At 33.2% G+C, this 22,876-nt stretch carries 19 protein-coding genes and 1 riboswitch; of the genes, 5 read left to right on the plus strand and 14 right to left on the minus strand.

What is annotated here, in order from left to right; all coding sequences use genetic code 11:
• Positions 1 to 68: 68 nt before the first annotated feature.
• The 3 genes from CD30_RS11660 to CD30_RS11670 all read right to left on the minus strand — a co-directional run bounded on the left by CD30_RS11660 (position 69) and on the right by CD30_RS11670 (position 2,823).
• Entirely contained in the window at positions 69 to 920 is an 852-nt protein-coding gene (locus CD30_RS11660; RefSeq protein WP_036177091.1) for an MBL fold metallo-hydrolase, read from the minus strand.
• Between the two features lie 99 nt (positions 921 to 1,019).
• The gene (locus tag CD30_RS11665) at positions 1,020 to 2,318 is read right to left on the minus strand and encodes a DUF4179 domain-containing protein (protein WP_036177093.1); all 1,299 of its coding nucleotides are present in this window, start codon (positions 2,316 to 2,318) and stop codon (positions 1,020 to 1,022) included.
• 1 nt (position 2,319) lies between these two features.
• Positions 2,320 to 2,823: a sigma-70 family RNA polymerase sigma factor gene (locus tag CD30_RS11670; RefSeq protein WP_052126174.1), complete on the minus strand. Its 504-nt coding sequence runs from the start codon at positions 2,821 to 2,823 to the stop codon at positions 2,320 to 2,322.
• A gap of 158 nt (positions 2,824 to 2,981) precedes the next feature.
• Here CD30_RS11670 and CD30_RS11675 point away from each other — a divergent pair, with 158 nt between their 5' ends.
• On the plus strand, positions 2,982 to 3,167 hold the full coding sequence (locus CD30_RS11675) for a hypothetical protein (protein WP_036177095.1): 186 nt from the start codon (positions 2,982 to 2,984) through the stop codon (positions 3,165 to 3,167).
• Between the two features lie 46 nt (positions 3,168 to 3,213).
• On the opposite strand, the gene metA is transcribed toward CD30_RS11675, so the two are convergent.
• From metA to CD30_RS11695, 4 genes are all read right to left on the minus strand, one after another.
• A complete protein-coding gene (metA, locus tag CD30_RS11680; RefSeq protein WP_036177097.1) occupies positions 3,214 to 4,152 on the minus strand; it encodes a homoserine O-acetyltransferase MetA in 939 nt (312 codons plus the stop codon).
• Positions 4,153 to 4,290: 138 nt separating this feature from the next.
• Positions 4,291 to 4,399: riboswitch (SAM riboswitch) on the minus strand.
• Positions 4,400 to 4,459: 60 nt separating this feature from the next.
• Entirely contained in the window at positions 4,460 to 5,224 is a 765-nt protein-coding gene (locus tag CD30_RS11685; RefSeq protein ID WP_036177100.1) for a hypothetical protein, read from the minus strand.
• A gap of 23 nt (positions 5,225 to 5,247) precedes the next feature.
• Positions 5,248 to 9,012 carry an AAA domain-containing protein gene (locus CD30_RS11690; RefSeq protein WP_036177102.1) on the minus strand — a complete coding sequence of 1,255 codons (3,765 nt, stop codon included), beginning with the start codon at positions 9,010 to 9,012 and terminating at the stop codon, positions 5,248 to 5,250.
• A 114-nt stretch (positions 9,013 to 9,126) separates the two neighbouring features.
• Positions 9,127 to 9,549, minus strand: a complete 423-nt coding sequence (locus tag CD30_RS11695) for an acyl-CoA thioesterase (RefSeq protein ID WP_036177104.1) — start codon at positions 9,547 to 9,549, stop codon at positions 9,127 to 9,129.
• Positions 9,550 to 9,792: 243 nt separating this feature from the next.
• On the opposite strand from CD30_RS11695, the gene CD30_RS11700 reads away from it, so the two are divergent.
• Positions 9,793 to 10,167, plus strand: coding sequence for a nucleotide excision repair endonuclease (locus tag CD30_RS11700; protein WP_036177107.1), 375 nt, complete (start codon positions 9,793 to 9,795; stop codon positions 10,165 to 10,167).
• Positions 10,168 to 10,210: 43 nt separating this feature from the next.
• On the opposite strand, the gene CD30_RS11705 is transcribed toward CD30_RS11700, so the two are convergent.
• Positions 10,211 to 10,789, minus strand: coding sequence for a hypothetical protein (locus CD30_RS11705; protein WP_036177109.1), 579 nt, complete (start codon positions 10,787 to 10,789; stop codon positions 10,211 to 10,213).
• A 290-nt stretch (positions 10,790 to 11,079) separates the two neighbouring features.
• Between CD30_RS11705 and CD30_RS11710 the strand changes: the two genes are divergently transcribed.
• Both CD30_RS11710 and CD30_RS11715 read left to right on the plus strand, forming a co-directional pair.
• The gene (locus CD30_RS11710; protein ID WP_036177111.1) at positions 11,080 to 11,538 is read left to right on the plus strand and encodes a hypothetical protein; all 459 of its coding nucleotides are present in this window, start codon (positions 11,080 to 11,082) and stop codon (positions 11,536 to 11,538) included.
• Positions 11,526 to 11,819: a DUF2653 family protein gene (locus tag CD30_RS11715; protein WP_036177114.1), complete on the plus strand. Its 294-nt coding sequence runs from the start codon at positions 11,526 to 11,528 to the stop codon at positions 11,817 to 11,819. The genes CD30_RS11710 and CD30_RS11715 overlap by 13 nt, the downstream gene beginning before the upstream one ends.
• Positions 11,820 to 11,855: 36 nt before the next feature.
• On the opposite strand, the gene CD30_RS11720 is transcribed toward CD30_RS11715, so the two are convergent.
• The 6 genes from CD30_RS11720 to CD30_RS11745 all read right to left on the minus strand — a co-directional run bounded on the left by CD30_RS11720 (position 11,856) and on the right by CD30_RS11745 (position 20,657).
• Complete coding sequence (locus CD30_RS11720; protein ID WP_036177116.1) at positions 11,856 to 12,125, minus strand: hypothetical protein; 270 nt, start codon at positions 12,123 to 12,125, stop codon at positions 11,856 to 11,858.
• Positions 12,126 to 12,415: 290 nt separating this feature from the next.
• Positions 12,416 to 14,614: a 5'-nucleotidase C-terminal domain-containing protein gene (locus CD30_RS11725; RefSeq protein WP_408056770.1), complete on the minus strand. Its 2,199-nt coding sequence runs from the start codon at positions 14,612 to 14,614 to the stop codon at positions 12,416 to 12,418.
• Positions 14,615 to 14,807: 193 nt separating this feature from the next.
• Positions 14,808 to 17,510 carry an aconitate hydratase AcnA gene (gene acnA / locus CD30_RS11730; protein WP_036177120.1) on the minus strand — a complete coding sequence of 901 codons (2,703 nt, stop codon included), beginning with the start codon at positions 17,508 to 17,510 and terminating at the stop codon, positions 14,808 to 14,810.
• A gap of 199 nt (positions 17,511 to 17,709) precedes the next feature.
• Positions 17,710 to 18,264 (minus strand): hypothetical protein, encoded by a 555-nt coding sequence (locus tag CD30_RS11735; RefSeq protein ID WP_036177122.1) that lies wholly within the window; start codon positions 18,262 to 18,264, stop codon positions 17,710 to 17,712.
• Between the two features lie 76 nt (positions 18,265 to 18,340).
• Positions 18,341 to 19,126 carry a DUF2785 domain-containing protein gene (locus CD30_RS11740; RefSeq protein WP_052126175.1) on the minus strand — a complete coding sequence of 262 codons (786 nt, stop codon included), beginning with the start codon at positions 19,124 to 19,126 and terminating at the stop codon, positions 18,341 to 18,343.
• A 331-nt stretch (positions 19,127 to 19,457) separates the two neighbouring features.
• Positions 19,458 to 20,657, minus strand: coding sequence for an IS256 family transposase (locus CD30_RS11745; protein WP_036177125.1), 1,200 nt, complete (start codon positions 20,655 to 20,657; stop codon positions 19,458 to 19,460).
• Positions 20,658 to 20,895: 238 nt separating this feature from the next.
• Between CD30_RS11745 and CD30_RS11750 the strand changes: the two genes are divergently transcribed.
• Positions 20,896 to 22,836 carry a right-handed parallel beta-helix repeat-containing protein gene (locus CD30_RS11750; RefSeq protein WP_036177127.1) on the plus strand — a complete coding sequence of 647 codons (1,941 nt, stop codon included), beginning with the start codon at positions 20,896 to 20,898 and terminating at the stop codon, positions 22,834 to 22,836.
• Positions 22,837 to 22,876: the final 40 nt, after the last annotated feature.

The following is a 22,876-nucleotide window of genomic DNA, read 5'->3' on the forward strand; positions in this document are numbered from 1 at the left end:
GTGGACTTTCACCACCTAGATAGTTGCCATGCCTGGCACACAATAAAAAGGTGCCTTTAGAAGACACCTTAATTATCGTATTCATGAATATATCGCCCATATTTAGGCTTTGCTATTTCATCAAATTCTTTTGCAAGTTTGGCCAAGCTTTCTTTTAGTTCCTCTCCAGTCATCGGAATTCCATGACCAGTTACTGCAATAGTTGGATTTAAATAGGAAAGCTTTTGAACGGATTCTCTTGCTTGATTCCAATTAGTTGTGAAATATCGTGGAGGACCACTAATTTCCTTCTCCTGGACTAAAACTTTAAATAATGATTCCTGTTTTACTGTAACGAAAGCATCTCCAACGATTAAAGCGCGGTCCTCATCTCTAAACAACGATACATGTCCTGGTGAATGACCGGGTGTAGGTATCCACTTCCATCCCGATAAATTTGGAATCGTTCCATCCTTCGGTAATGGTTGTACATGAGAACCGAGATGTATCGGATCATTTGGAAAATAAAAGGACATTCTTGCCACAAGTCCACCTTCAACAGATGTGTCTGCCTCTGGATATTTCTTTTGCCCCGTTAGATATGGAATTTCTAGTTCGTGTGCATAAACAGGAACATTCCAATGTTTGATTAACTCAATTACAGCACCGACATGATCAAAATGCCCATGAGTTAAAACAATAGCTTTTGGTTTTGTATTTGGTCCAAAGCGATTTTCAGCTTCTTGAATGATTGTATTAGCTGATTTTGGCATACCAGCATCAACTAATGTCCAGCCATTTTTGTCTCCTACAAAACAAACATTAACGACTTGAATCGTTAAAACATAAATATCTGTGGTAATTTCCTTCCCCACGCCACTTAAAATAGAGGTCATCGGAATAAATTTATAATCATTACCATAATTTAATTGTTCATCCATCTATACGAACTCCCTTCCAATCATATTTTTTCTTAAAGAGGTTCGTTTATACAATAGAAATACAAAAAACCCACTTATAATCGTGGGTTTTAAAGAGTTTTATTTTAACGGTATTTGGATTTGTGCGTTTCCGTCTAATAATTTTGGAGAACTGCTAAAATATATTTTCACTGGATTGACAGCATCTTTTAAGTCGAATGAATAAGTTGCTTCGATTTTCTGCTCATCAGTAGTAAATGAATGGCCATCACTATAAAAGATACTTCCTTTTGAATCAATGACATTACCGAACAGTTGGCTTTTTATTTCAGAAGTATCTGTATATGTGACATCTAATGTATTAAAGCCAGTAACCTTCACATCGACCTCTTTTTCGAGTGGGTTTTTAAGTACCTTTTGTTTAAGGAAATCTACTTCAATATAGTCTTCGCCTTTTGGTAATACTTCAATTTGATCAAAGATCATTGTTAGCTTTTCTGGTTCTCTGAAATAATTGCTTTGTATAAAAATACTATGTGTTTCATCTCTAAAATTACCGAATGCAATTAATCCATTGGAGGTTCTACCCCATTCTTCTCCATTTTCATCCAACATTTTAAATTGTTTTATATTTAATATTTGCATCGTATTCGTTAAATCTGCTCCAATTTTAATTTCTGCTCTTAAAGGTGATATTTTAATGGATTCAATATTTATTTTTTGGCCATCAATTTCAACTTGTTTATCTAGCTCTATAAGCTTAGACTTTTGAATTGGCTTCGATAAAGTAAATGGCACTTTAAATGTAGTTTGTTTCTCATCTGCAAATGTCAGCTTAATTTCAAAATTTGAATTTGTGTAATCGATTGGTTTATAGGCTACTACTTCCAATTTATCTTTAATGATGTTTGTTGGATCGATGGAAGGCCAACTATATGTTTTTGCTCCAAGTTCTAAGTTTCCATCTTTTTGAATAAGGTCAAATTCCTTTGTATCTAGCTTAGATATATCATAAGGAGCTTCTAATTGATAGAAAATAATCATTCCAGATTCATCTGCTATCGTTCCAAGAATCGTTAAAGTTAAGTCGTTTTTTGTTTGCATAATTCCTAGTTCTTCATAATATTCATTTTCAACAATGTCTTTAACACCTTTATCATACGTAATTAATTCAACTAAAGGAGCAAAACCGGGAATTTTTGCAATTGTTTGAGCGAATGTTGGTGAAATGCGAATAGAAGTGACGAAAGCTAATACGAGTACCGCTACAACAGCTAGTTGCTTAAGAATTGTACGGTTTCGTTTCATATTCTTTTTGAACTTGGAATACCCATCTTCCCTTGCTTTCCTAATTTTATCTTTTGGAACATCTATTTTTTCAAATTCCTTTTTAAGTTGTTCAAATTCTTTTTCATTCATGTTAACGTCCCTCCTCGCTAAATAATGACCGTAGCTTTCGAAGTGTAGCGTGTAATCTTGATTTGACAGTTCCTTCTGGAATATTGAATTCTCTTGCAATTTCTTCATTTTTTAATTCTCGATAATATTTCAGATAAATTAGATGTTGCTGCTCTGTTGGTAATTTTGCGATGACATCCGCTAACTCCAAATAATTCAAATTCTCTTGTTGAACAATTTCGATATCTTCTTTTAGTTCAATACGATTTATCTTTTTCTTCATATCGTGACAAACGTTGAGTAATATGCGAATTAACCATGTTGATAAAAATTGTGGCTGACGTACAGTGTGTATCTTTTTGAAGCTTCTGTAAGTAAATTCTTGAATAGCTTCAAGAGCATCATGTTCATTACGCATGAAGCTATATGCTATACGATAATAAATATCCTCATTTGCTTCTAATATTTGTAGAAAGGAAGCATGATCACCGCTTATTGCTTGTTTGCTTAACTCCAAATGCTGCATATTTTACCCTCCTTACTTATTAGACTTTATAGCAACGTAAATCGTTCATTTCATTCAATATTTTAAAAATTCTTTAAATTACAATAGTAAAACTCGTCATAGTTAGTATAAAATAATAATGATAGATTAAATAGGACGAATGATGAGGAAGTGGTTTTTTGAAATTTAGATTAATAACGGGAATTCTTTCAATTTTAGTTGGGATTATCTTTTTTGGATTTACCTATGATCCTTTAGGTACAGTTGGTAACATCATCATTCATGTGATTGGTATTTTGTTTATTTTAAAAGGGATTAATTTACTAATACATAAGGAACAACCAGTGAACACAAAATCGGAGTAATGAAAAAACGGATGTTTCGTAAAATCGAAGCATCCGTTTTTTATATTTAAATATGATATTCGATTGCGTCTTCAGCATAATGCCAATCATAAGGTGTTTCTTGATAAACGTAGTAGTTCAGCCAGTTATAGAATAGTAAATGTGAATGAGCTCTCCACGTGTTTTTCGGTTCTTTTGTTGGATCGTTCTGAGGGAAGTAATTGACTGGTACTTCAACCGGCTCACCTTTTTCAACATCTCGTTGATATTCATCTGCCAATGTATGCGCGTCATACTCAAGATGTCCAGTAATCATAATATGTTTTGTATCTTTTGATTGAATGATAAAAGCACCCGCATCTTCAGAATAACTTAATAATCGTAATTCTGGATGGTTTCGCACTTCTTCAAGAGACACATCTGTATGTCTAGAATGTGGTGCAACAAATTCATCATTAAAGCCTCTTACTAAATCAACAGTTAAATCCGTAATCACATGGGAATAGATACCTGAACATTTTTTTGGTAATTCAAATTTGCCAATGCCAAAATGATGGTAAAGTGCAGCCTGTGCCCCCCAACAAATGTACATACAGGAAGTAACATTTACTTTTGCCCAATCCATTACTCTTGTAATCTCATCCCAATAATTTACTTCTTTAAATTCCATTCTTTCTACTGGAGCTCCAGTGATAATCATTCCATCAAATCTGCGATGCTTAATCTCGTCAAATGTTTTATAAAATAATTGCAAGTGAGATTTGGATACATTTTTCGAAGCATACGTAGCAGTGTTTAAAAATGTTACATTTGTTTGTAATGGTGTGTTACCAAGCAAGCGTAATAACTGTAATTCCGTTTTCTCTTTTTCTGGCATTAGATTAAACACTAAAATATTTAATGGACGAATCTCCTGTGTTTTTGCCCGATCTTCATCCATTATGAAGATCTTTTCTTGACGTAAAACTTCTCCAGCTGGTAAATTTTTAGGAATATTAATTGGCAATTTTGTTTCCCCCATTTCTTAAAATGCCAAATTTCATCGTTTAGTTTTCATTGATGGATTTTCTTATTTCTAATCCATGACAATAAAAAACCTCCCATTCCAGCAAGTGAAATGAGAGGTACGATTTGAATTTGCGCACTCTTATCTCTCAAGACATACGTCTTGCTGGAATTAGCACCTTTCTAAAATAAATTAGAGGTTGCTGAAGCTTCATTGGGCCATATCCCTCTGCTTCTCTCGATAAGATTATTTGATGAAATTTAAGATAATAGTAACATGGAAAATAAATATTTGCAATATTCGAGATTTATTTTTTATTTAATATTTTATTTTTCCATTCCGACGCTTCTTTTTCAGTAATAGTCTTTTCTATTTTTTTATCCCAATGATCTAACAATGTATTCCATATACGAGCATAAACATGATCATTTTTTTCATCATAAAGAATGAGCTCAATACATGGTACATCGTTAATTTGGTCAAATTCGGTTGATTCTACTGATGAAATTTGAACTGCTTCAGAATTTGTTTCATCCGTGTCATTTTCGAATTCTGTAGTGCGAATTTCTTCTATAATGAGGTTCTCTGAAATGTTAATTTCATCATGTTGCTTATAATAACGATAAATTTCTTCAGGAAAATCTTCATATTCTAATACTTCTTCAATATCACCTTGCAAAAATGCTTCATGTGACGGACTATACAATAGTTCTTTTGTAGCAACCTCTTGATCTTCTTCATAGACACCACTCTGTAATTGAGCTTGTCCTTTTTCAGTAATATCGAAGATCTGCTCCACTTTCTCGATGAGCCCCATTTTCTCCATTTTTGTTAATAGATCTTGAACAAATAAATGCTCCACTAATAGAATATCGCTAATTTGTTGTGCGCTTTTGAAATGTGCCTTTTGAACGGATATTAATATCATTTTCATTAAAATATCCATTTGTCTTCGTACGACCGGTTTGTAGGTTACATTTACTGTGTGTATTGGTAGACACCAAACATCAGCGTGTATTAATTGATGGGATTGCTGTGATTTTAATTTTTTGAGTAATGATTGTAATAGCATATGAACTCCTAAGCGTTAAGTACTTAATTGTTAATGTAGTAACGGTAACCGTTCTGATTTTTTACAGTGTTTAATAAATTTTGGTACATCCATTGTGTTTCTTTCTTTTTCGGTCGAGCCGTAAACATGTCTGTACTGCCTATTAACATAAGTAATTCTCTTGCACGTGATAGAGCAACATTTAATCGACGATAATCCTTCGCAAAGCCAATATCTCCATGCTTATTATCATTATTACGAACCATACTTACTAAAATTACATCCATCTCCATGCCTTGGAACTTATCGACGGATCCAGTACGTATGTGTATATGTTGTAAGTTACATTCTTCAATGAGTCGATTAATTCTTCTAACCTGTTCAGCATAGAAACTAATAACACCTACTGATTTCAACGCTTCTTTTTCAATTAACCCATTCTCTTTTGCAAGTTTTACTGAATCATCTAAATCAGTAAGTAATCGATGAATGATTTTCAATTCTGCCTCATTAAATAAACTGGAGCCTTCCTTCATTCTTTGTTCAAAATATGCATGTTCATTTGGAACATCGAACCATAACAAATGGTCATTTCTTTTGATGAATTGACTTTCTAGTTTATGGTCCCGCATTTCATCGGAATTTGTTAACCCGCATTTCAAAGAATCACTTTCATTTTCATAAAACGGTGCAATGGATTGCATGATATTTTCGTGCATTCGATATTGGATGGCAAGCATTTTTTTATTTGTTCGAGGTAAGTTTTTATAAAGTCTTTCGAATAATGACTCCTCTAGTAACTTTTCAAGCTCTCTTTTTTGCTCGAAGGTATTGCTGTCTTTAATGACTTCTTCTAGCGTTTCCTCAAATGTTTCATCACCAATCAATGGAGGTAATTGATGATGGTCCCCAACTAATATTATTTTCTTTCCTTTTAACATTGGGAGTAGTAATTCTGGTGGCGTTGCCTTCGATACTTCATCAATAATGACAACATCGAAAATTGGATAGTTGTCCATAAATTCTTTATTCGCAGAGGCCACGCACGTTGTCCCAATAACATTTGCATGCTTAACATATAGTTTGCGAATTTCTTCTAAGTCATGCTCTGTAGAGTGCTCTAGTAACGATTTCCATTCTTTATGTAGCACCTCGGCAATTGGAAGTAATCCGATTTTTTCCTTTAATACTTCTATTTCCTTCTTTAGCTCATTCGATTTCTTTTGTGTTTTCTCTAATTCAGCTTCTGGATTTTGTTTCGTTATTTGTTCAACTTCTGCAAATTGTTTTTCGAGTTGGATGCCTGTTGCATTTAATTGTTTTAGTTCTTCTATCATTTCATTTAATGCATTTTGACCAGTTTGAATTTGACTATTAACCTGCTCTTCTTCTTCTTTTTTTAAATCGAGCTTCGATTGGATTTGGGCTGTTTTTTCCATATTGTCTTTGAGCTGTTCAATATTACTTTCTAATTCACGTATAGCAGCATTAGGATCGGTTTCTAACTCTATTTCACTTTCATTAAATTCGAATTGTGTAAGCTGTTCTTTTGTTCGATTTAACAACAGTGTGAAATTGGATTGTCTTTCTTTCAGAGATGCTAATTGTGATTGATTATTCCCTGTTTGATCTGTAATTTGATCGATTACTTCTTCTTTAATTTTAGTAAAGACAATTTTAGACTCTTCAATTAGTGCATTATATTTTTCTGTTAAATGGTTTAAAGAAATCTTTCTTACATATAATTCTTTCATCAAACGATTGCCGTTTTCTTGATTTACTTTCTTTTTTGCAAAGGCATAGCTTAGCTCTGTTAAAAATTCATTAATTTCTTGTAATGAATATTGATGATTTATAGGAGCGGCTTCTAATTGAAATTGAATTCCAAGAGTGTTTTGACAGTATTCTACCGCCTTATTAAAACGATTCGAAACATCCTTTAACGATTGATAGTTCAAAAGGTGTTGATGAATTTTTTCCATATCAGAGAACAATTGATTTAAAACATAGCCTCTTCGAATTTTGTGAGTTTCTATATATTGTTCGATATCATATAGCTTCTTTATGGATTCAACTTCATTTACTTTTTCAATTAAACTTGATGAAGATGGTTCTAAATCGGTTATCTTCATTGAAATTGTATTTAATTCATGCTCATATTCATTTAATTGGAATTGAAGTTTTTGATAATTAATTTGTTGCTTGTACTTTTCAATTTGGGTGTGAGCTTCTTTTATTTGCCCTTCGATAGAATCAACTTTCCCAAGGAGCGCTAGTTGTTCATTTAATTCATTAATTCTAGTCGTAATTTTATCTTTCGTCTCTGATAATTTTTCAAGGGCAAGCTCAGTTTTTTCCCTTTCCTTTTTCAGCGGGATGATTTTCTTTTTTAACGATGAAATTTCTTCCGTAATTTTTTCGAGTTCTATTTTTGCCTTGTTTTTCTTCTCTATTGCTAAATGTAATGTTTCTTCTTGAGCCTTTAAGTGTTCAATTTCATTTTCGCATTTGCTAATTTCTTCTTGTAATTCATTTTCTTTCGTTTTATGTTGTGATATCTCATTCGTAACGGCTTGTAATGTTTGAGCCTTCCAATAATCTGCAACATTTTCTTCGATGAATTTTTTTCCTTCTTCTTCAATGCTTTCTGTACGTCCATAGCGAAGAATCCGTATATCTTTATTGGATAATAAACGGCCTAAAGCATTGTCAACTGCCAGGTTTGATTGGGACGCAATCAATGTTTTTAATCCCGCTTTTGAATTTTGATAGCAAATTTCAGAGATTACCGTTGTTTTCCCAGTTCCAGGTGGCCCTTGGATCACATATAGATCTTCTGCACTGATTGCACCAGCTACCGCGTCTCTTTGGTATTCATTTAGGTTGTTATGAAATTCTATAGATAGGTCTTTTTTTGGTTCTATAACTTTCAGTTGATCTTCAAATAAAATATTTTCTAAATTGGCATTTGCTGCTAAGCCTTCTTTAAGTCTTTCAAACCCTTTTAACAATCGATTTAGTTGGGATTTTGTAGATGCATTGCTAAAAGTAATAAATTCTGAAGTAAAATCAAACTCATCTTTTTGAAGAAGCTTTGATATTTTAGGGCTAAGTTGGATTTCGACTTGCCGATTCGATCGTTGTACCTTCACTACTTCCCCAATTTCTCGATTATAGCCTTTTACATAGACGCTAAGCCCTTTTAATTGCCCCCATTGTTTATCTTCTATGTTGGATAGACGGAGATTGATTGTTGAAAAATCGTTGCTTACTTGAAGCGAATTAAATGTTGCATCAATATCTTCTATATCTGCATTTTTGTTTAAAACCTTCAAGTACCCTTCCCAGCTTGTGATACGCTTGTTGACATAATCGAATCTTTCTTGAGCCACCGGAAGGTCTGCAAGTAATTGGATAAACTCTTTCGGATATGTATGTCCATTGATACGAGATGCAACAAAGTGAATTCGTATTGGTTTACGGCGATTTGTTTCAACCGGTGTACTTGGGCCTCTTGTTCGGAAGCTTTTTGCTACTAGTCCATTTTTAATATCAAAAATGCAGTCCATTATGACAACACGATTGCTAAATTTTTTAGAAAGTATATTATTCCGTTTATTATCAAAAAATATTGATAAGGAAATAGACGATTCCTCTATAGCCTGTTTTTCTATGTACACATAAAAGGATTGCTGTAATTTGAAAAAGGCGTGTTCATCCGTGAAATGTTGTTTAATTGCTTCACGTGCTGTATTTGTAAGAACAATAAAACATTTCACTGAATCAATTTCTACGATTTTTTGTACCATGAACACACCTCCTTAACTTTTATCACAAACGTCATTATAACAAGAATCTCTCCTTCGTGGTAGAAGTTAAGCTATCCTGAAATAAGAAAAAGACTAGCAATTCGCTAGTCAGAACTACTTATTCACAGCTATTTCTAAATATTTTTCATCCCATATCGAATCTATTTTACTTAATGGATAAGGTCTAAAATTCTCTTTTTTCACTAAAGTATGAATGGATTTGGCAGTAGCAGCTATTGAACCATCTTCGTGCAATATTTCATAACCGTATGTAGTTTTTAATTTTGAATGGGAATCAACCCATGTACGAACCGTAGCAACTTGTCCATAGCGCATCGCTTTTTTGTATTGAATGGATAAGTCTAACACTGGTGATATGTATCCTCGCTCTTCTAAGCCAGCATAATTAAAACCTAAATCTGTCACTAACTGTGAACGGCCTATTTCCATCCATACTAAATAATTCGCATGATATACAACACCCATTTGGTCTGTTTCAGCATAACGGATTTCTATCTTTTTTTCACTAACGAACATATTATTCACCTCTGATTTAATTATACAGCAATATAATTCTGCTTTAAAATGTAAAATATTAATGTATAGCTAACTCATCATAACATTTTATTTAAATGCTATGATGTTTACCCAAATGAATGGTATAATTTTCTTTATTATTTAAAACATATGATATTTGAATCAAGACTGTTCCTCGCTTAAAATCAATGTTGAAATATTATGTGATCAATACAATATAAAAAGTTAAAGGAAGTGAAAAAATTGATAAAAATTGAATTACCAAAACCAGATCTAGTGATATACCAAAGAAAACAAGAACTAAAAGAAGGTGAAGTGCCAATAACGCCAATCAATGGATTTATAGATCTTCACAAGATTACACGTGAAAAAGGCGGTTTTTTCTTATTTTATAATAAGGAGAATGAAGTTTTATTTGTAGGAAAAGCACGTAAGCTACGCCAAAGAATTAAAAAGCACTTTGAGGATAACGTTTCTCCTATTAAAAATCATCGTGAGGAAGTATACAAAATTGAAGTTTATGAAGTAGAAGATCCAATGGAACGTGAAATTTATGAAACCTATGCCATTAACTTGCTTCGAGCAAAATATAATGTAGATAAAGTGTTTTATGAATAATGAAGTAAAAAGAAGCTGATGGAATTATCCATCAGCTTCTTTACTAAAACCCAATCATTTCTTTAATTTGATTAAAATCATCTAATATTAATCCCTTATTTTTCATAACATCATTAAACCACGGTTCGATTTGTTTTGTTGTTTGCTCTTCTGGTTGTTCACGATGATGTAAAACAAAAACAATATAATCAACAAGTTTTGTACGTTGTTCATAAAATTTAATCCGCATTTTATGATCACGATTCACTTCGATATTGAAAATTTCGCCTAATTGTATAATCCCAGCATTTACGTGTTGTTCAGCGTATAAGGAAGAACCAACAATTGCTAATTTTTGATTGAATGTCAAAGGTAATGGCTTAAAGTAAGTCGACATTAGATTTTCTGTTTGCTCAGTAATGTATTGTAATTGTGACTTTTGATCCGGGCTAAGGGTTTTAGTTTGTTCAAATATTGGCATAATTTTATATGCATCATCTAATAAAGTTTTAATCTGTTCAAACCGATTTGGATCATAGGGTTCTTCTAATCGTCGATAAATTGTTTCTGCAACAAATAGACGTTGAAGATAGCCTGTTAATAAAATCATGCCATTATATTGTGTTTTTGAGTTCTGTGTCATTTGTGATGACCCTCTTTCTATTCGATATTGGTTGTTTCTTATGTAGAGGTCATAACAAAGACTAACATACTTTGAAACATAATGGTATAAAAATGAACAATTCATAAAAGATGTAAATAATAGTCGATTCTTCTTTGAATGATTTCTGTTATTCACACCATAATAAAAATGTTCAAATAAATAATATGTAAATCTATGATTTTTAGAGTATTTATTTTTTTATCATAGGTTTTTTTGTTATAATAAATATAGCTTACAACTAAGTTTATCAAATGATATGGAGGATATTAATGAAAAAATTATCGGTTCTTTCAGCTATTTTTCTTGCTTTTACTTTAGTATTTTCAAGTGTTGGTTCAGTTCTTTTACTTGGAGATGATCATGTAGCTGAAGCGAAATCTTACAAATCTGGTAAAAAAGGATTTTCTAGTACACCTGGGAATAATAATTCAAACATTCAAAGTAAAGACACAAACACAAACTCTTCCACTGTAAACAAAAATAATACAAATACAACGAATAAAGGTGGCGGTTTTACAACTGGTGGCCTAATGAGAGGTTTATTTGTAGGTGGTTTGGCAGGATTATTATTCGGTAGTCTATTTTCAGATATGGGCTTAATTGGAAATCTATTAGGCTTTGCTATTAATGCTATTGCCATTGTAGTAATTATTGCCCTTTGTGTAAAAATTTATCAAATGATTACTCGTAAAAAGGATAAAGAGGTAACTGAAGGTTGGAAAAAATAACTTTAAGTGAACAAGAAATTGTGAATGCCCTTTGTATTTTTCATGGGAAATTTAGAAATGTAGATCCTAATAACGTCCAAATAGAACTGATGTATGATGATGAAACTGGGTTTTCTGCAGAAGCAGAAGTAAACGGTCAAATTGATCATTACAACACATCAAACTTCATTGCTGCCCTTCGATTATACATTGACGAACAATTGCATCGTGATGCGATGGGAGCTAGAATTCTGTTAGATCTCCATGATGATGAAGGAATAATCGCAAATATTGAATGGTAACAAAAACGTGCAATCTGATTTATGATTGCACGTTTTTTAATAATCTAATTCCTTTTTATCGAGTATTACTGTTTCTTTAACATTTGTTAAATGATCCTTTAAATGATAATAAACAACATTACTATTAATTAATTCAACAAAAAATTCAATTTCCGTGTGCTTATCGATTGGCCAATCTGCTAGAGCAAGTAAACCCTGCGGCGGCGGAACTTTTGATAGGCATTCAATAACTTTATTGCTATCAAAATTTAAAATAAAATACCTTCCATCTCGGAACTTAGCAAATATGCTATATCTTTTCTTCATTATTACCCAACCTTTACAAAAAGTTAGAGAATCTATATTATTATATATTCAATACAATAACAAATTATTTCCATTATATTTTACAATAAACTGTTTTGTTTTTTAAATAAAGATATTATGACATTTTTTTTAAAAAATATGATACATTTATTACTTTTTAAGTATAAACCTGTAAATAATATCGTTTCAATACTATACCCCGAATACCAAGCTACTTAAACATAATATAAATTTTCAAAAAAAGTGTGACTCAATTTGGATTGTTCCATGAATTGAGTCACACACTCTTATTATTTTGAAGATACGTCTACTATTCTACCTTCTACTTCAGATGGAATTGCCTCTAATGATTTTAAATGCTCTACGAGGTTCTCCCAGTCAGATAAACCTAGGTCTGTCACTCTACCTTCATTATAAGCAACTGCAAACATATCGAAGCCATCTCCACCTTTAGCTGTAAATGCGTTAGTAGCTACAGTATATGTTTTGTTGTCTTCAAGCTCAACGTAGTTTCCAGTACCATCATCATATTGAATACTAATAATACGTTCACCTGCTGGTTTTGAAGAGTCGAATTCCACTTTTGCTCCAGCTACGTGTAAGAAGCCACCATTTTCATCAGGATAATTAGCAACACTTGCTTCAAACGCTGCTTTTAATTCAGCTCCTGTAACGTCCATTAGTGCTAATGTATTACCAAATGGTAAAACTGTAATTACCTCAGCAACAGTGATCGGTCCTTCGTTAATTGCAGCGCGGATTCCCCCACCATTTTGGAAGGCCATTATTACTTGCTTATCAGTATAATTTTTAGCTTTCGCTAACATTCCATCAGTTATTAAATTACCAAGGATTGTTTCATTTTTACGTACACTTAGTTGCTCTGTATTTCCTTCATCAGAAACACGAGGAGTTTCTAGTGGTGCTTCTAGAGTTACACCAATTTCTTCTTGTTCTACTGCAGTAATTTGATCTTGATAAGGTTTTAAGATTTCTAGAGCGCCTTCATCATCAGCAACTTCACCTAATCCAATCAGTTGACCTTCAAAATCTACTACTACACCATTTTCATCGAAAGAAACATCTAATGTTCCTAAATAATCACTATATTGATAGGCTTGTACAATAATTGTAGGTTCTTTTTCTGCACCGTTTTCGTCAGTGTCCACTAATACTGGTTCACTTAATTGAGTATGACTATGTCCACCAACGATTACATCAATGCCATCTACAGATTTTGCTAATATTTGATCGTTATCGACTTCAGCACTATCATCAAATCCGATATGTGTAACTGCAACAATTTTATCCACACCCATATCTTCAAATGCTTTAACTGCTTTTTCAGCCTCTTCTAGATAGTCTTCAAATACGATTGCACCTGGTGAAGAAATATCTTTCGTTTCTGCAGTTGTTAAACCAAAGAAGCCGACTTTTTCACCATTAATTTCTTTTACTAGACCACTATAAATTTTTCCATTTTCAGGATCACTTGAAACTAAATCATTAAATAATCCTTTAAACTTTGCATCTGGAGAGAAATTAATATTTGATGAAACAAATGAGAATTTAGCTCCTTCTACGAAATCTGCTAATGCCTGATGACCTTCAGGACTTGAACCTAGGTCGAATTCATGGTTACCAAATGTCATTATGTCGTAGCCCATGTAGTTCATAAGCTCAAGATCAGCTTGTCCTTGGAATTCATTGAAATAAAGAGTTCCAGAAAATACATCACCAGCATCGATTAATAACGCATCAGGATTTTCAGCGCGTACTTCTTTAACAGCCGTTGCACGTTTAGGTGCCATATCTGTACGAGCATGTGTATCATTCGAATGCATAATTGTTAAGTTAAATGCACTGTCATCAGTAGAATCTACATTTGTAGCTTTGTAAATAAATGTAGAAAATTGACCTCTTGTTACATTTTGATTTGGAGAAAATGTATTTGCAGTAGTACCAACTGTTACACCATTATCATATAGTGCCTTAACATAAGCTTCATCTTCATCTGCAATGTCATTAAATGGAAGCGTATCTTCATTTAAAGATTGTAAATTGAATGCTTTCGTAAGAATTGATGCCATTTCTCCACGTGTAAGTGCTTCACCTGGTTTAAATGTATTATCGGCATAACCATTAATAAAACCAGCTTGTTTTAATGCAGCAATTGCTCCGTAGTAATTATGAGTTGTAGGAACGTCAGTGAATTCTGGATTTTCAACATTTTCAACATCTAATTCTAAAATGTTTGCTAAAATGGCTGCTACTTGTCCTCTTGTAATCTCATTTGCAGGTTTAAAAGTTCCATCAGCATACCCGTTAATTACACCAGCTTTTGCTAGTTCTGTAATTGCAGTGTAGTGAGAATAGTCTTCTTTTACATCAGTGAATGATATAGTACTTGCACTAGCAGGAGCTAAAGCAAAACTAGAACCAACAATTACTGAAGTGGCTAATGTTGCAGTAAATACTTTCTTATTCAATAAAGTTCCCTCCATTAATCAAAATATAAAACTATTACTTTTTAAGTATAATGAGAGAATATTGAGAATTGCAAGAGAAATTGTTAATATATTGTAAATATTTTAATTTGATAATGATTAAAAAGTAAAAAAAATAAACGGTAAGCACTACAAATCTAGTAGGCTTACCGTTTTTACTTGTTTCTATTTTGTATTATTCAGCAGCTTTCGCGCGAAGAACCATTTGTAGGATACCACCGTGGCGATAGTAATCTACTTCTACTTCTGAGTCGAAACGAGCTAGAGCTTTGAATTCTTTAACAGTTCCGTCTTCAGCTTTAGCAGTAACTGTTAAAATATCACGTGGTTTTACATTATCAGTGATATTTACAGAAATTTCTTCTTTACCAGTTAAACCTAATGTTTCGGCATTTTCACCTGGCATAAATTGAAGTGGTAATACACCCATCATTACAAGGTTTGAACGGTGGATACGTTCGTAGCTTTGTGCGATTACAGTTTTAATTCCAAGTAGGAATGTACCTTTTGCAGCCCAGTCACGAGAAGATCCCATACCGTAGTCGTTACCAGCTAATACTACTAAACCAGTACCATTAGCTTGATATTTCATAGCTGCGTCATAAATGTACTCAACTTCACCTGTTGGCCAGTAAGTAGTGAAACCACCTTCTGTACCTGGAGCTACTTGGTTACGAATACGGATGTTTGCAAATGTACCACGCATCATTACTTCATGGTTACCACGACGTGAACCATAAGAGTTGAAGTCACGGATTGCTACACCGTTTTCTTGCAAGTATTTACCTGCAGGTGTGTCTTTACCAATCGCACCAGCTGGTGAAATGTGGTCAGTTGTAATTGAGTCACCGAATTTCGCGATTACACGCAAGTTATCAAGACCTTTGATTGCTTCAGGCTCTTTAGAAAGACCAGTGAAGAACGGTGGGTTTTGAATGTATGTTGATTTGTCATCAAATGTGTAAAGAGACTCAGTTGATGTTTCAATTGCATTCCATTTTTCGTTAGCAGTAAATACAGTTTTATATTCTTTTTGGAATAGTTCACGTGTTACTACTTTGTTTAATACTTCGTTTACTTCTTCAGTTGAAGGCCAGATATCAGCGAAGAATACATCGTTGCCATCTTTGTCTTTACCTAAAGAATCTTTTTGTAGGTCGATATCTACAGTACCAGCTAAAGCGTAAGCAACTACTAATGGTGGTGAAGCTAAGTAGTTAGCTTTTACTAATGGATGTACACGACCTTCAAAGTTACGGTTACCAGAAAGAACTGAAGTTACGAATAAATCTTTATCTTTAATCGCTTCTTCGATTTCTGGAAGTAATGGACCAGAGTTACCGATACATGTTGTACAACCATAACCAACTGTGTTGAAACCGATTTGGTCAAGGTAAGTTTGTAAACCTGAATCTTGTAAGTAACCTGTAACTACTTTAGAACCAGGAGCTAATGAAGTTTTAACCCATTTTGGTGGTTGAATACCTTTTTCTACAGCTTTTTTAGCAACTAAACCAGCAGCTAAAAGAACGTATGGGTTAGATGTATTTGTACAAGATGTAATAGCTGCGATTGCTACTGCACCTGTAGGCATTTCTACATCGCCATCAGCAAATTTAATTGTTGATGTTTTTGAGAATTCATCTTCAGTTAATCCGAAACCTTGTACGCCCATTGGAGCAGTAACTGCTTCATGGTAACGAGCTTTCATTTCTGAAAGAGGAATTAAATCTTGTGGACGTTTTGGACCAGAAAGGTTAGGTTCAATTTCGTCTAATTTAACTTCTAACACATCAGTGTAAACAGGTTCTAAAGATGGATCGAAGAACATGTTGTTCGCTTTTAAATAGTTTTCAACTACTGCGATGTGCTCTTCGTCACGGCCTGTTAAACGCATGTAGTTTAATGATTCTTCGTCAATTGCGAAGAAACCACATGTAGCACCATATTCAGGAGCCATGTTTGAAATTGTAGCACGGTCAGCAAGTGGCAATTTAGATACACCAGGACCGAAGAACTCTACGAATTTACCTACTACACCACGTTTACGTAATACTTGAGTTACTTTTAATGCTAAGTCAGTTGCTGTAGCACCGTTTGGAAGTTCACCAGTTAATTTAACACCGATAACTTCTGGGATTGGGAAGTATGAAGGTTGTCCAAGCATACCTGCTTCTGCTTCAATACCACCAACACCCCAACCAAGAACGCCAAGACCGTTAATCATAGTTGTATGTGAGTCAGTACCTACTACTGAGTCTGGGAATGTTTCGAAAGTGCCATCTTCGTTTTCTTTAACATGAACAACAGGTGCTAAATATTCTAAGTTAACTTGGTGTACGATACCTGTTGCAGGTGGTACAGCACGGAAATTATCATATGCAGTTTGAGCCCATTTTAAGAAGTTGTAACGTTCTGCGTTACGTTCGAACTCTAAATCCATGTTTGCTTGTAATGCAGATGCATTACCATATTTATCAACTTGTACTGAGTGGTCAATTACAAGATCTACTGGAATTGCTGGGTTGATTTTATTAGGGTCTCCGCCTAATTCTTTCATAGCTGAACGTAAAGAAGCTAAGTCAACTACTACTGGTACACCCGTGAAGTCTTGTAATACTACGCGAGATGGTTTGAATGGTACTTCCCCTTCTGGATCTGCGCCATTACCAAATTTAGCTAAGTTGTTTACGTGCTCGTCTTTAATTACGTAGTTGTCATATTGACGTAAAACGGATTCTAATAATACTTTGATTGAGTATGGAAGGCGCGATACGTTTGCGATACCAGCTTCTTCAATTGCAGATAGACGGTAATAGTTATAAGTTTTACCGTTTACTTCGAATGAAGAGCGGCTGTTGTGTAAATTGCTTGCCATTTGTACTCCCCCTATTAATCTTTTTGAAAAGGCATATAATATGCTACTTTTTTTCCAATGTTCATGATACCTCATTTGTATTCATAAGTAAATTACATTAATATTATCTTTTGTAATAAGTTAAATTTATGACCTAGAATGATTCTTAAATGAGATAAATTAATACACTTTTAAATGATACTATTTATTTTTTTAGATTTTAAATGGATAGTTCGTTTAATATGTCATCTTGTTCATTAATTATTCTAATTTTAAAATGATCTTTATCTTCAATCAATGATAGATCAATAAACCAAATCTTATACCCTTTTATTCCATATAAATTTAACATCTCTTCTGAAACAGTTGATAATTCAATTAAAGTCGCAGCTTTGCCATTGATATTCACTTCTATATTTCCCTTTGGATTAATTAACCCGAATAATATTTGATTGTCTGAATGAGCAGATTTTATTTCATTTTCATTTAATGGATTAGGTATTTCCGAAAATACACCGCCCCCAGAGCTCCAGCCCGTCAAGTTTTTCGTTACAATTCCAGTGCCAAAGTAATTTCCATCAGCTAAAAAGAAATATCGGTGAACTGTATCGGTTTGAGGTCCTTCAATCCAAATATAGTCATGATCAGTTGGCAGCGCTTCTTCTGGGCTACTTTTACGATCACCTGAAAAGTGAACAAAATATTGGTTGAATAAAAAACTAAGTACAATGACGACTATAGCAAACAAGCCGATTCGCATCGATCGTGTTCTCAAACTGATGTCCCCCTTCCCAAGACTTTATTATTGCTTCATCCATTTTGCTATTAATAAGGAAACAATCCCCATTAACTTAGGCATTTTTTTTGTGAATTTTAGTTGGAAATATAAACTTTTCATAAAGTGGAGCGAGCGTATTCGTTCTAGCAGCAAAATAATTTGGTGTATATCCTGTTGTCATTAACGTGAATTCTAATTTATCAAAAACCTGCTCTACCCATTCAATTAAAATAGTTTCTGGATATTCCTTTAGAATGAGTTTTTCAATAATTTGAATGAATCGTTCATCTTCATCGTTTGTAAAAACCTCTTCCTTCCATAAGCTCGTTTTAATACCTTCTAAAAGTATTGGTGCCAATTTTAACTCAAATGAAGGATGAGAGACGATTGCTGAAGAAAGGTCAGCCCCATGCGTTATGGCTAATGCCCAACCTTTAGTATCTAAAAATCCACGGACATCTTTTTCTCTATTTAAATATGGTGAACAAGCGTGAAGTGTTTCTATAGCTTCTTCAGTGGTTAAAAATGGAACTTGCGCATCAACATATAGTAATCCTGTTAACCATAATGCAGAGAATGATCTCGTAAATACTGAATCCGTTCCTTTCTCACCGATATGTAAAAATAAAAAATCACTTTCTCTTAAAGTAAGAGTAAGTTGTTTCATTTGTTGCTTTGAAAATATCTGGGTACTTAATAGCTCAATAAACAATCGATAATTTAATTTATCTCGTAATTCGTCTTCTGGATAACCTATATGTTCTAGCATTTGATCTATTAACTGAGTACCATTTTCATCTATGTATATTCGCCTTTCTTCATCATTCATCTGAATCACACTTGTAAGAAGTTCTTTCATACTACCTCCATATTGTAGTTAGACATATGGATATCATTTTAAACTCCATGGGAAGATAATGCTACCAATTCGTAAATCTCCGTTATTTCATTGGGAATGTAAATTATTTTGTGTAAATGAATGACTTTCTCAAATTATGTTAATACTTTTATTATCTATTAAGGGGATAAGGCTCTGCTGAAGAGCAACCTGAGCACTTAACAGATAGACCAAAAAGGGGAGAGTTGCTCTCTCTTTTTCTATTCCTTTTTGGGCTGAAGAAAGCGTTAAACTTTTGGGCAAAGCGTAGCGAAGCCCAACACGACAGAACTTAATCAAATGAAAAAGCCAACTAAATGCGACCCGCAAATAATATTTTAAATTGTCCTTCACATTCTAGCCATCCTGGAATTGGCTTATTCCACTTTTCAATTGCATCCATAGTAGCTAAATAGATGATTTTCTTTAATGCATTGTCTGTAGGATAAGCTGATTTAGTTTTTGTCACTTTTCTTAACTGCCGATGGAATCCCTCAACCGTATTAGTAGTATATATAATCTTTCTAATCTCCGTTGGATATGAAAAGTAAGTCGTCAGCTCTAACCAATTTTCTTCCCATGATTCAATAACCTTCGGATATTTGCTATTCCATGATTCCTTTAGTTTTTTAAATTCCAGTTCAGCTTGTTCTAGAATGGAAGCTTTATAGACTTTCTTTAAATCATTCATAAATGCTTGTCGTTCCTTTGATGCAACATACTTCATTGTGTTACGTATTTGATGAATCACACATAACTGAATATGAGTCTGTGGAAATGTACTTTGAATCGCTTCTGAAAAGCCCGAAAGTCCGTCTTTACAAGCAATCAAAATATCTTCAACACCACGACTTTTAAGGTCAGTACAGACACTCAACCAAAAGCTTGCGCTCTCATTTTCTCCAATCCATATTCCTAAAATATCCTTTATTCCATCGGAATTAACACCTAGAACTGTGTAAGCTGCTTTATTGATAATGCGATTTTCATGCTTTACCTTAAAGTGAACAGCATCTAGATAAACAATGGGATAGACTCGGTCCAGCGGACGAGATTGCCACTCAACTATTTGTGGTAGAATTTTATCTGTCACTTTACTAACTAAACTAGGCGAAACATCTACACCATATATATCATTCATGTGTGACTCAATATCTCTAGTAGACATTCCTTTGGAATAGAGGGCTAGAATCTGTTCCTCTAGACCATTAATCGATGACTCATAGTTCTTAACAATTTGTGGCTCATATTCACCATTACGATCTCTGGGAATACTTAATCTTGTATTACCAAACTTTGTCTTAATAACCTTTGTTCTATATCCATTTCGACTATTACCAGTGTTAATTCCCTGAGAACTGTGTTTTGTATAGCCCAGGTGATCCTCTATTTCAGCTTCAAATACAAGTTGTAATGTTTCTTTAAATAAAGATTTCATCATCTCAATGATGTCATCGACAGATTGACACTCCCTGGCTAAATCCTTAATCGTCATATTTTCGTAATTTTGCATAATGGTCATCCTCCTCTTATTGGAAAGTTTAACCATTTACACAAAATTTAATACGCTCTCATTTCATTATCTCGATAAGTCATAAATTTGAAAATATCAGATTTTTAAACCTAAAAATAATCAATATATTAAGTAAAAATCATTTTCAATTAAAAATTCTTTTGGATAAGCGATTAAATCATGTCTAATTCAGTAAAAATAGAAATATCAACCAGATTTACTAAGAAGGAGGGGTAAAATGACAATCTTAAAATTGTTTTCAACTTTTTTTTCGAATGTTAAGACAATCAAAAAAGCTATCCAAAGGTCAAAAACAGGAGACCATATAAAGTTATCTCCAAAGATATATAAAGAATCGATTCATTTTGAAAGGGATGTACTAATCAGCGCAAATGGAAATGATTCAGAGGAAACGATTATTGAGGGAGTTATTATTGTTCCTAAAACAGTACAGGTTACAATTCAAAACGTAACGATCTCCCCTACTTCTCAAATTTATGTGGAAGGAAATTTAAAACTAGAAAATTGTCGACTCATTGGTAAAAAATCAGAAGTATTATTATCTGCGAATGGTGGAGTTATACAAGCTACTAATTGTGAACTAACAAACGCTAAAGAAGTCGCAGTTGCTCTTATGAATCAAAGTAAATCTTTCTTCAAAAACTGCATTTTTAACTCTAATGGAAAAATGCAAATTTTATTACAAGAATCAGAAGCAAATGTTGAAGAGTGTGAATTTACTGACTCGCAACATTGCTTTTGGATTAAAAACAATTCAAAACTTTATACTACTAAAAATCATTTGCACCATCATCATGGGACGCAAATAATTGTTGATGGTGCAAAATTTGAGGACTTTGGAAGTATCATTGAACGCGGAGAAGGAAACGGAATATATGGATTAAACGAAGCAGAAATTACTATTCAAAATAGTACGGTTCGGTACCATTCCCTTCCACAGATTTGGATTCAAGAAAGTATATTAAAAACCAATCATTGCATTATTAGCTATGGAGATGAATCGGGCATTACGTTAAAAAATAATGCAGAAGCAATGATATACTTTTGTGAAATTTCTAACCACAAGAAAGAAAATATCCTTGTTAAAAAGAATTCAAGAATTAATATAGAACAATGCCATATCCATTCCGGTAGTGGTGTTGGTATTCAAATAAAAAGTCAATCTATCGCGAATTTTAATGAAACAATTATTAAATCTCATGGACTATCTCAAATATATATTACGGACCAATCAATCTGTTCGATGAAAGGTTGTATTATAAAAGATGGCTATCATATTGGACTTTTTGTTGATAAAAAAAGTTGTTTATCTGTCGTAAAAAGCGAGATTTCAAGGCATGCAAATTCTGCCTTTACTAGTATTGAAGCTCAATTAAATGTATACGAATGTAAAGTGATGGATAATAAAGGAAATGGTATATTAGCGATTGAAAAATCGAATATAGATATTGAGCTTTCAACCTTTTATGATAACGATATGCCCCACCTCGCAAGTAAATCCAATGTTATTACAACCATTACACAATGTGAGTTTTTTAATGGAAAAAGCATCTTTATAGTAAAGCATAGTGAAGTATTTGTTTTTGAAAGTAAATTTCACCATTGTGATCAAGTACAGATTGAAATTACAGATCATTCAACAGCTGTTTTTGATAACACCTCCATAACAAATGGCTCTTCCTATGGGATAAAAATTACAAGAAATTCAATATCAAACTTTATAAATTGCCAAATTAGTAATCACTATCTTGCGCAAATGGTTGTCAATGATAGCTCTCTTATAATAAATAACTGTGAATTAATTGAAGGAAAACGCAATGGTTTATTAATACAAAATCATAGTGAGGTATTTATTCGAGATAGCTACATTGCAAAACATATGAAACCACAAATATGGATTGACTTTGAATCTACTGTAGATTTAGAAAGTGTACAAATCGCGGAAGGTTATCAATCAGACTTACTTGCTCAAAATCGATCCGCCATTTATGTCTCGGACAGTATTATTCGAAATGATAGGTACCGATATAATGTACAAGCAATGAATCATTCAAAAATTAAATTTAATAAAACAATCATTGAAAATAAATATGGAGAAGTATTTTATAGCGAAAATAACAGTTTAATTACGAATTCTATCGATGAAGTGGATGAATAATTTGATCCATTTCATTTATTTTTTATCTTAAGTTTACATA

Origin of the sequence: Ureibacillus massiliensis 4400831 = CIP 108448 = CCUG 49529, from assembly GCF_000772965.1 — a bacterium.
Lineage (GTDB): Bacteria > Bacillota > Bacilli > Bacillales_A > Planococcaceae > Ureibacillus > Ureibacillus massiliensis.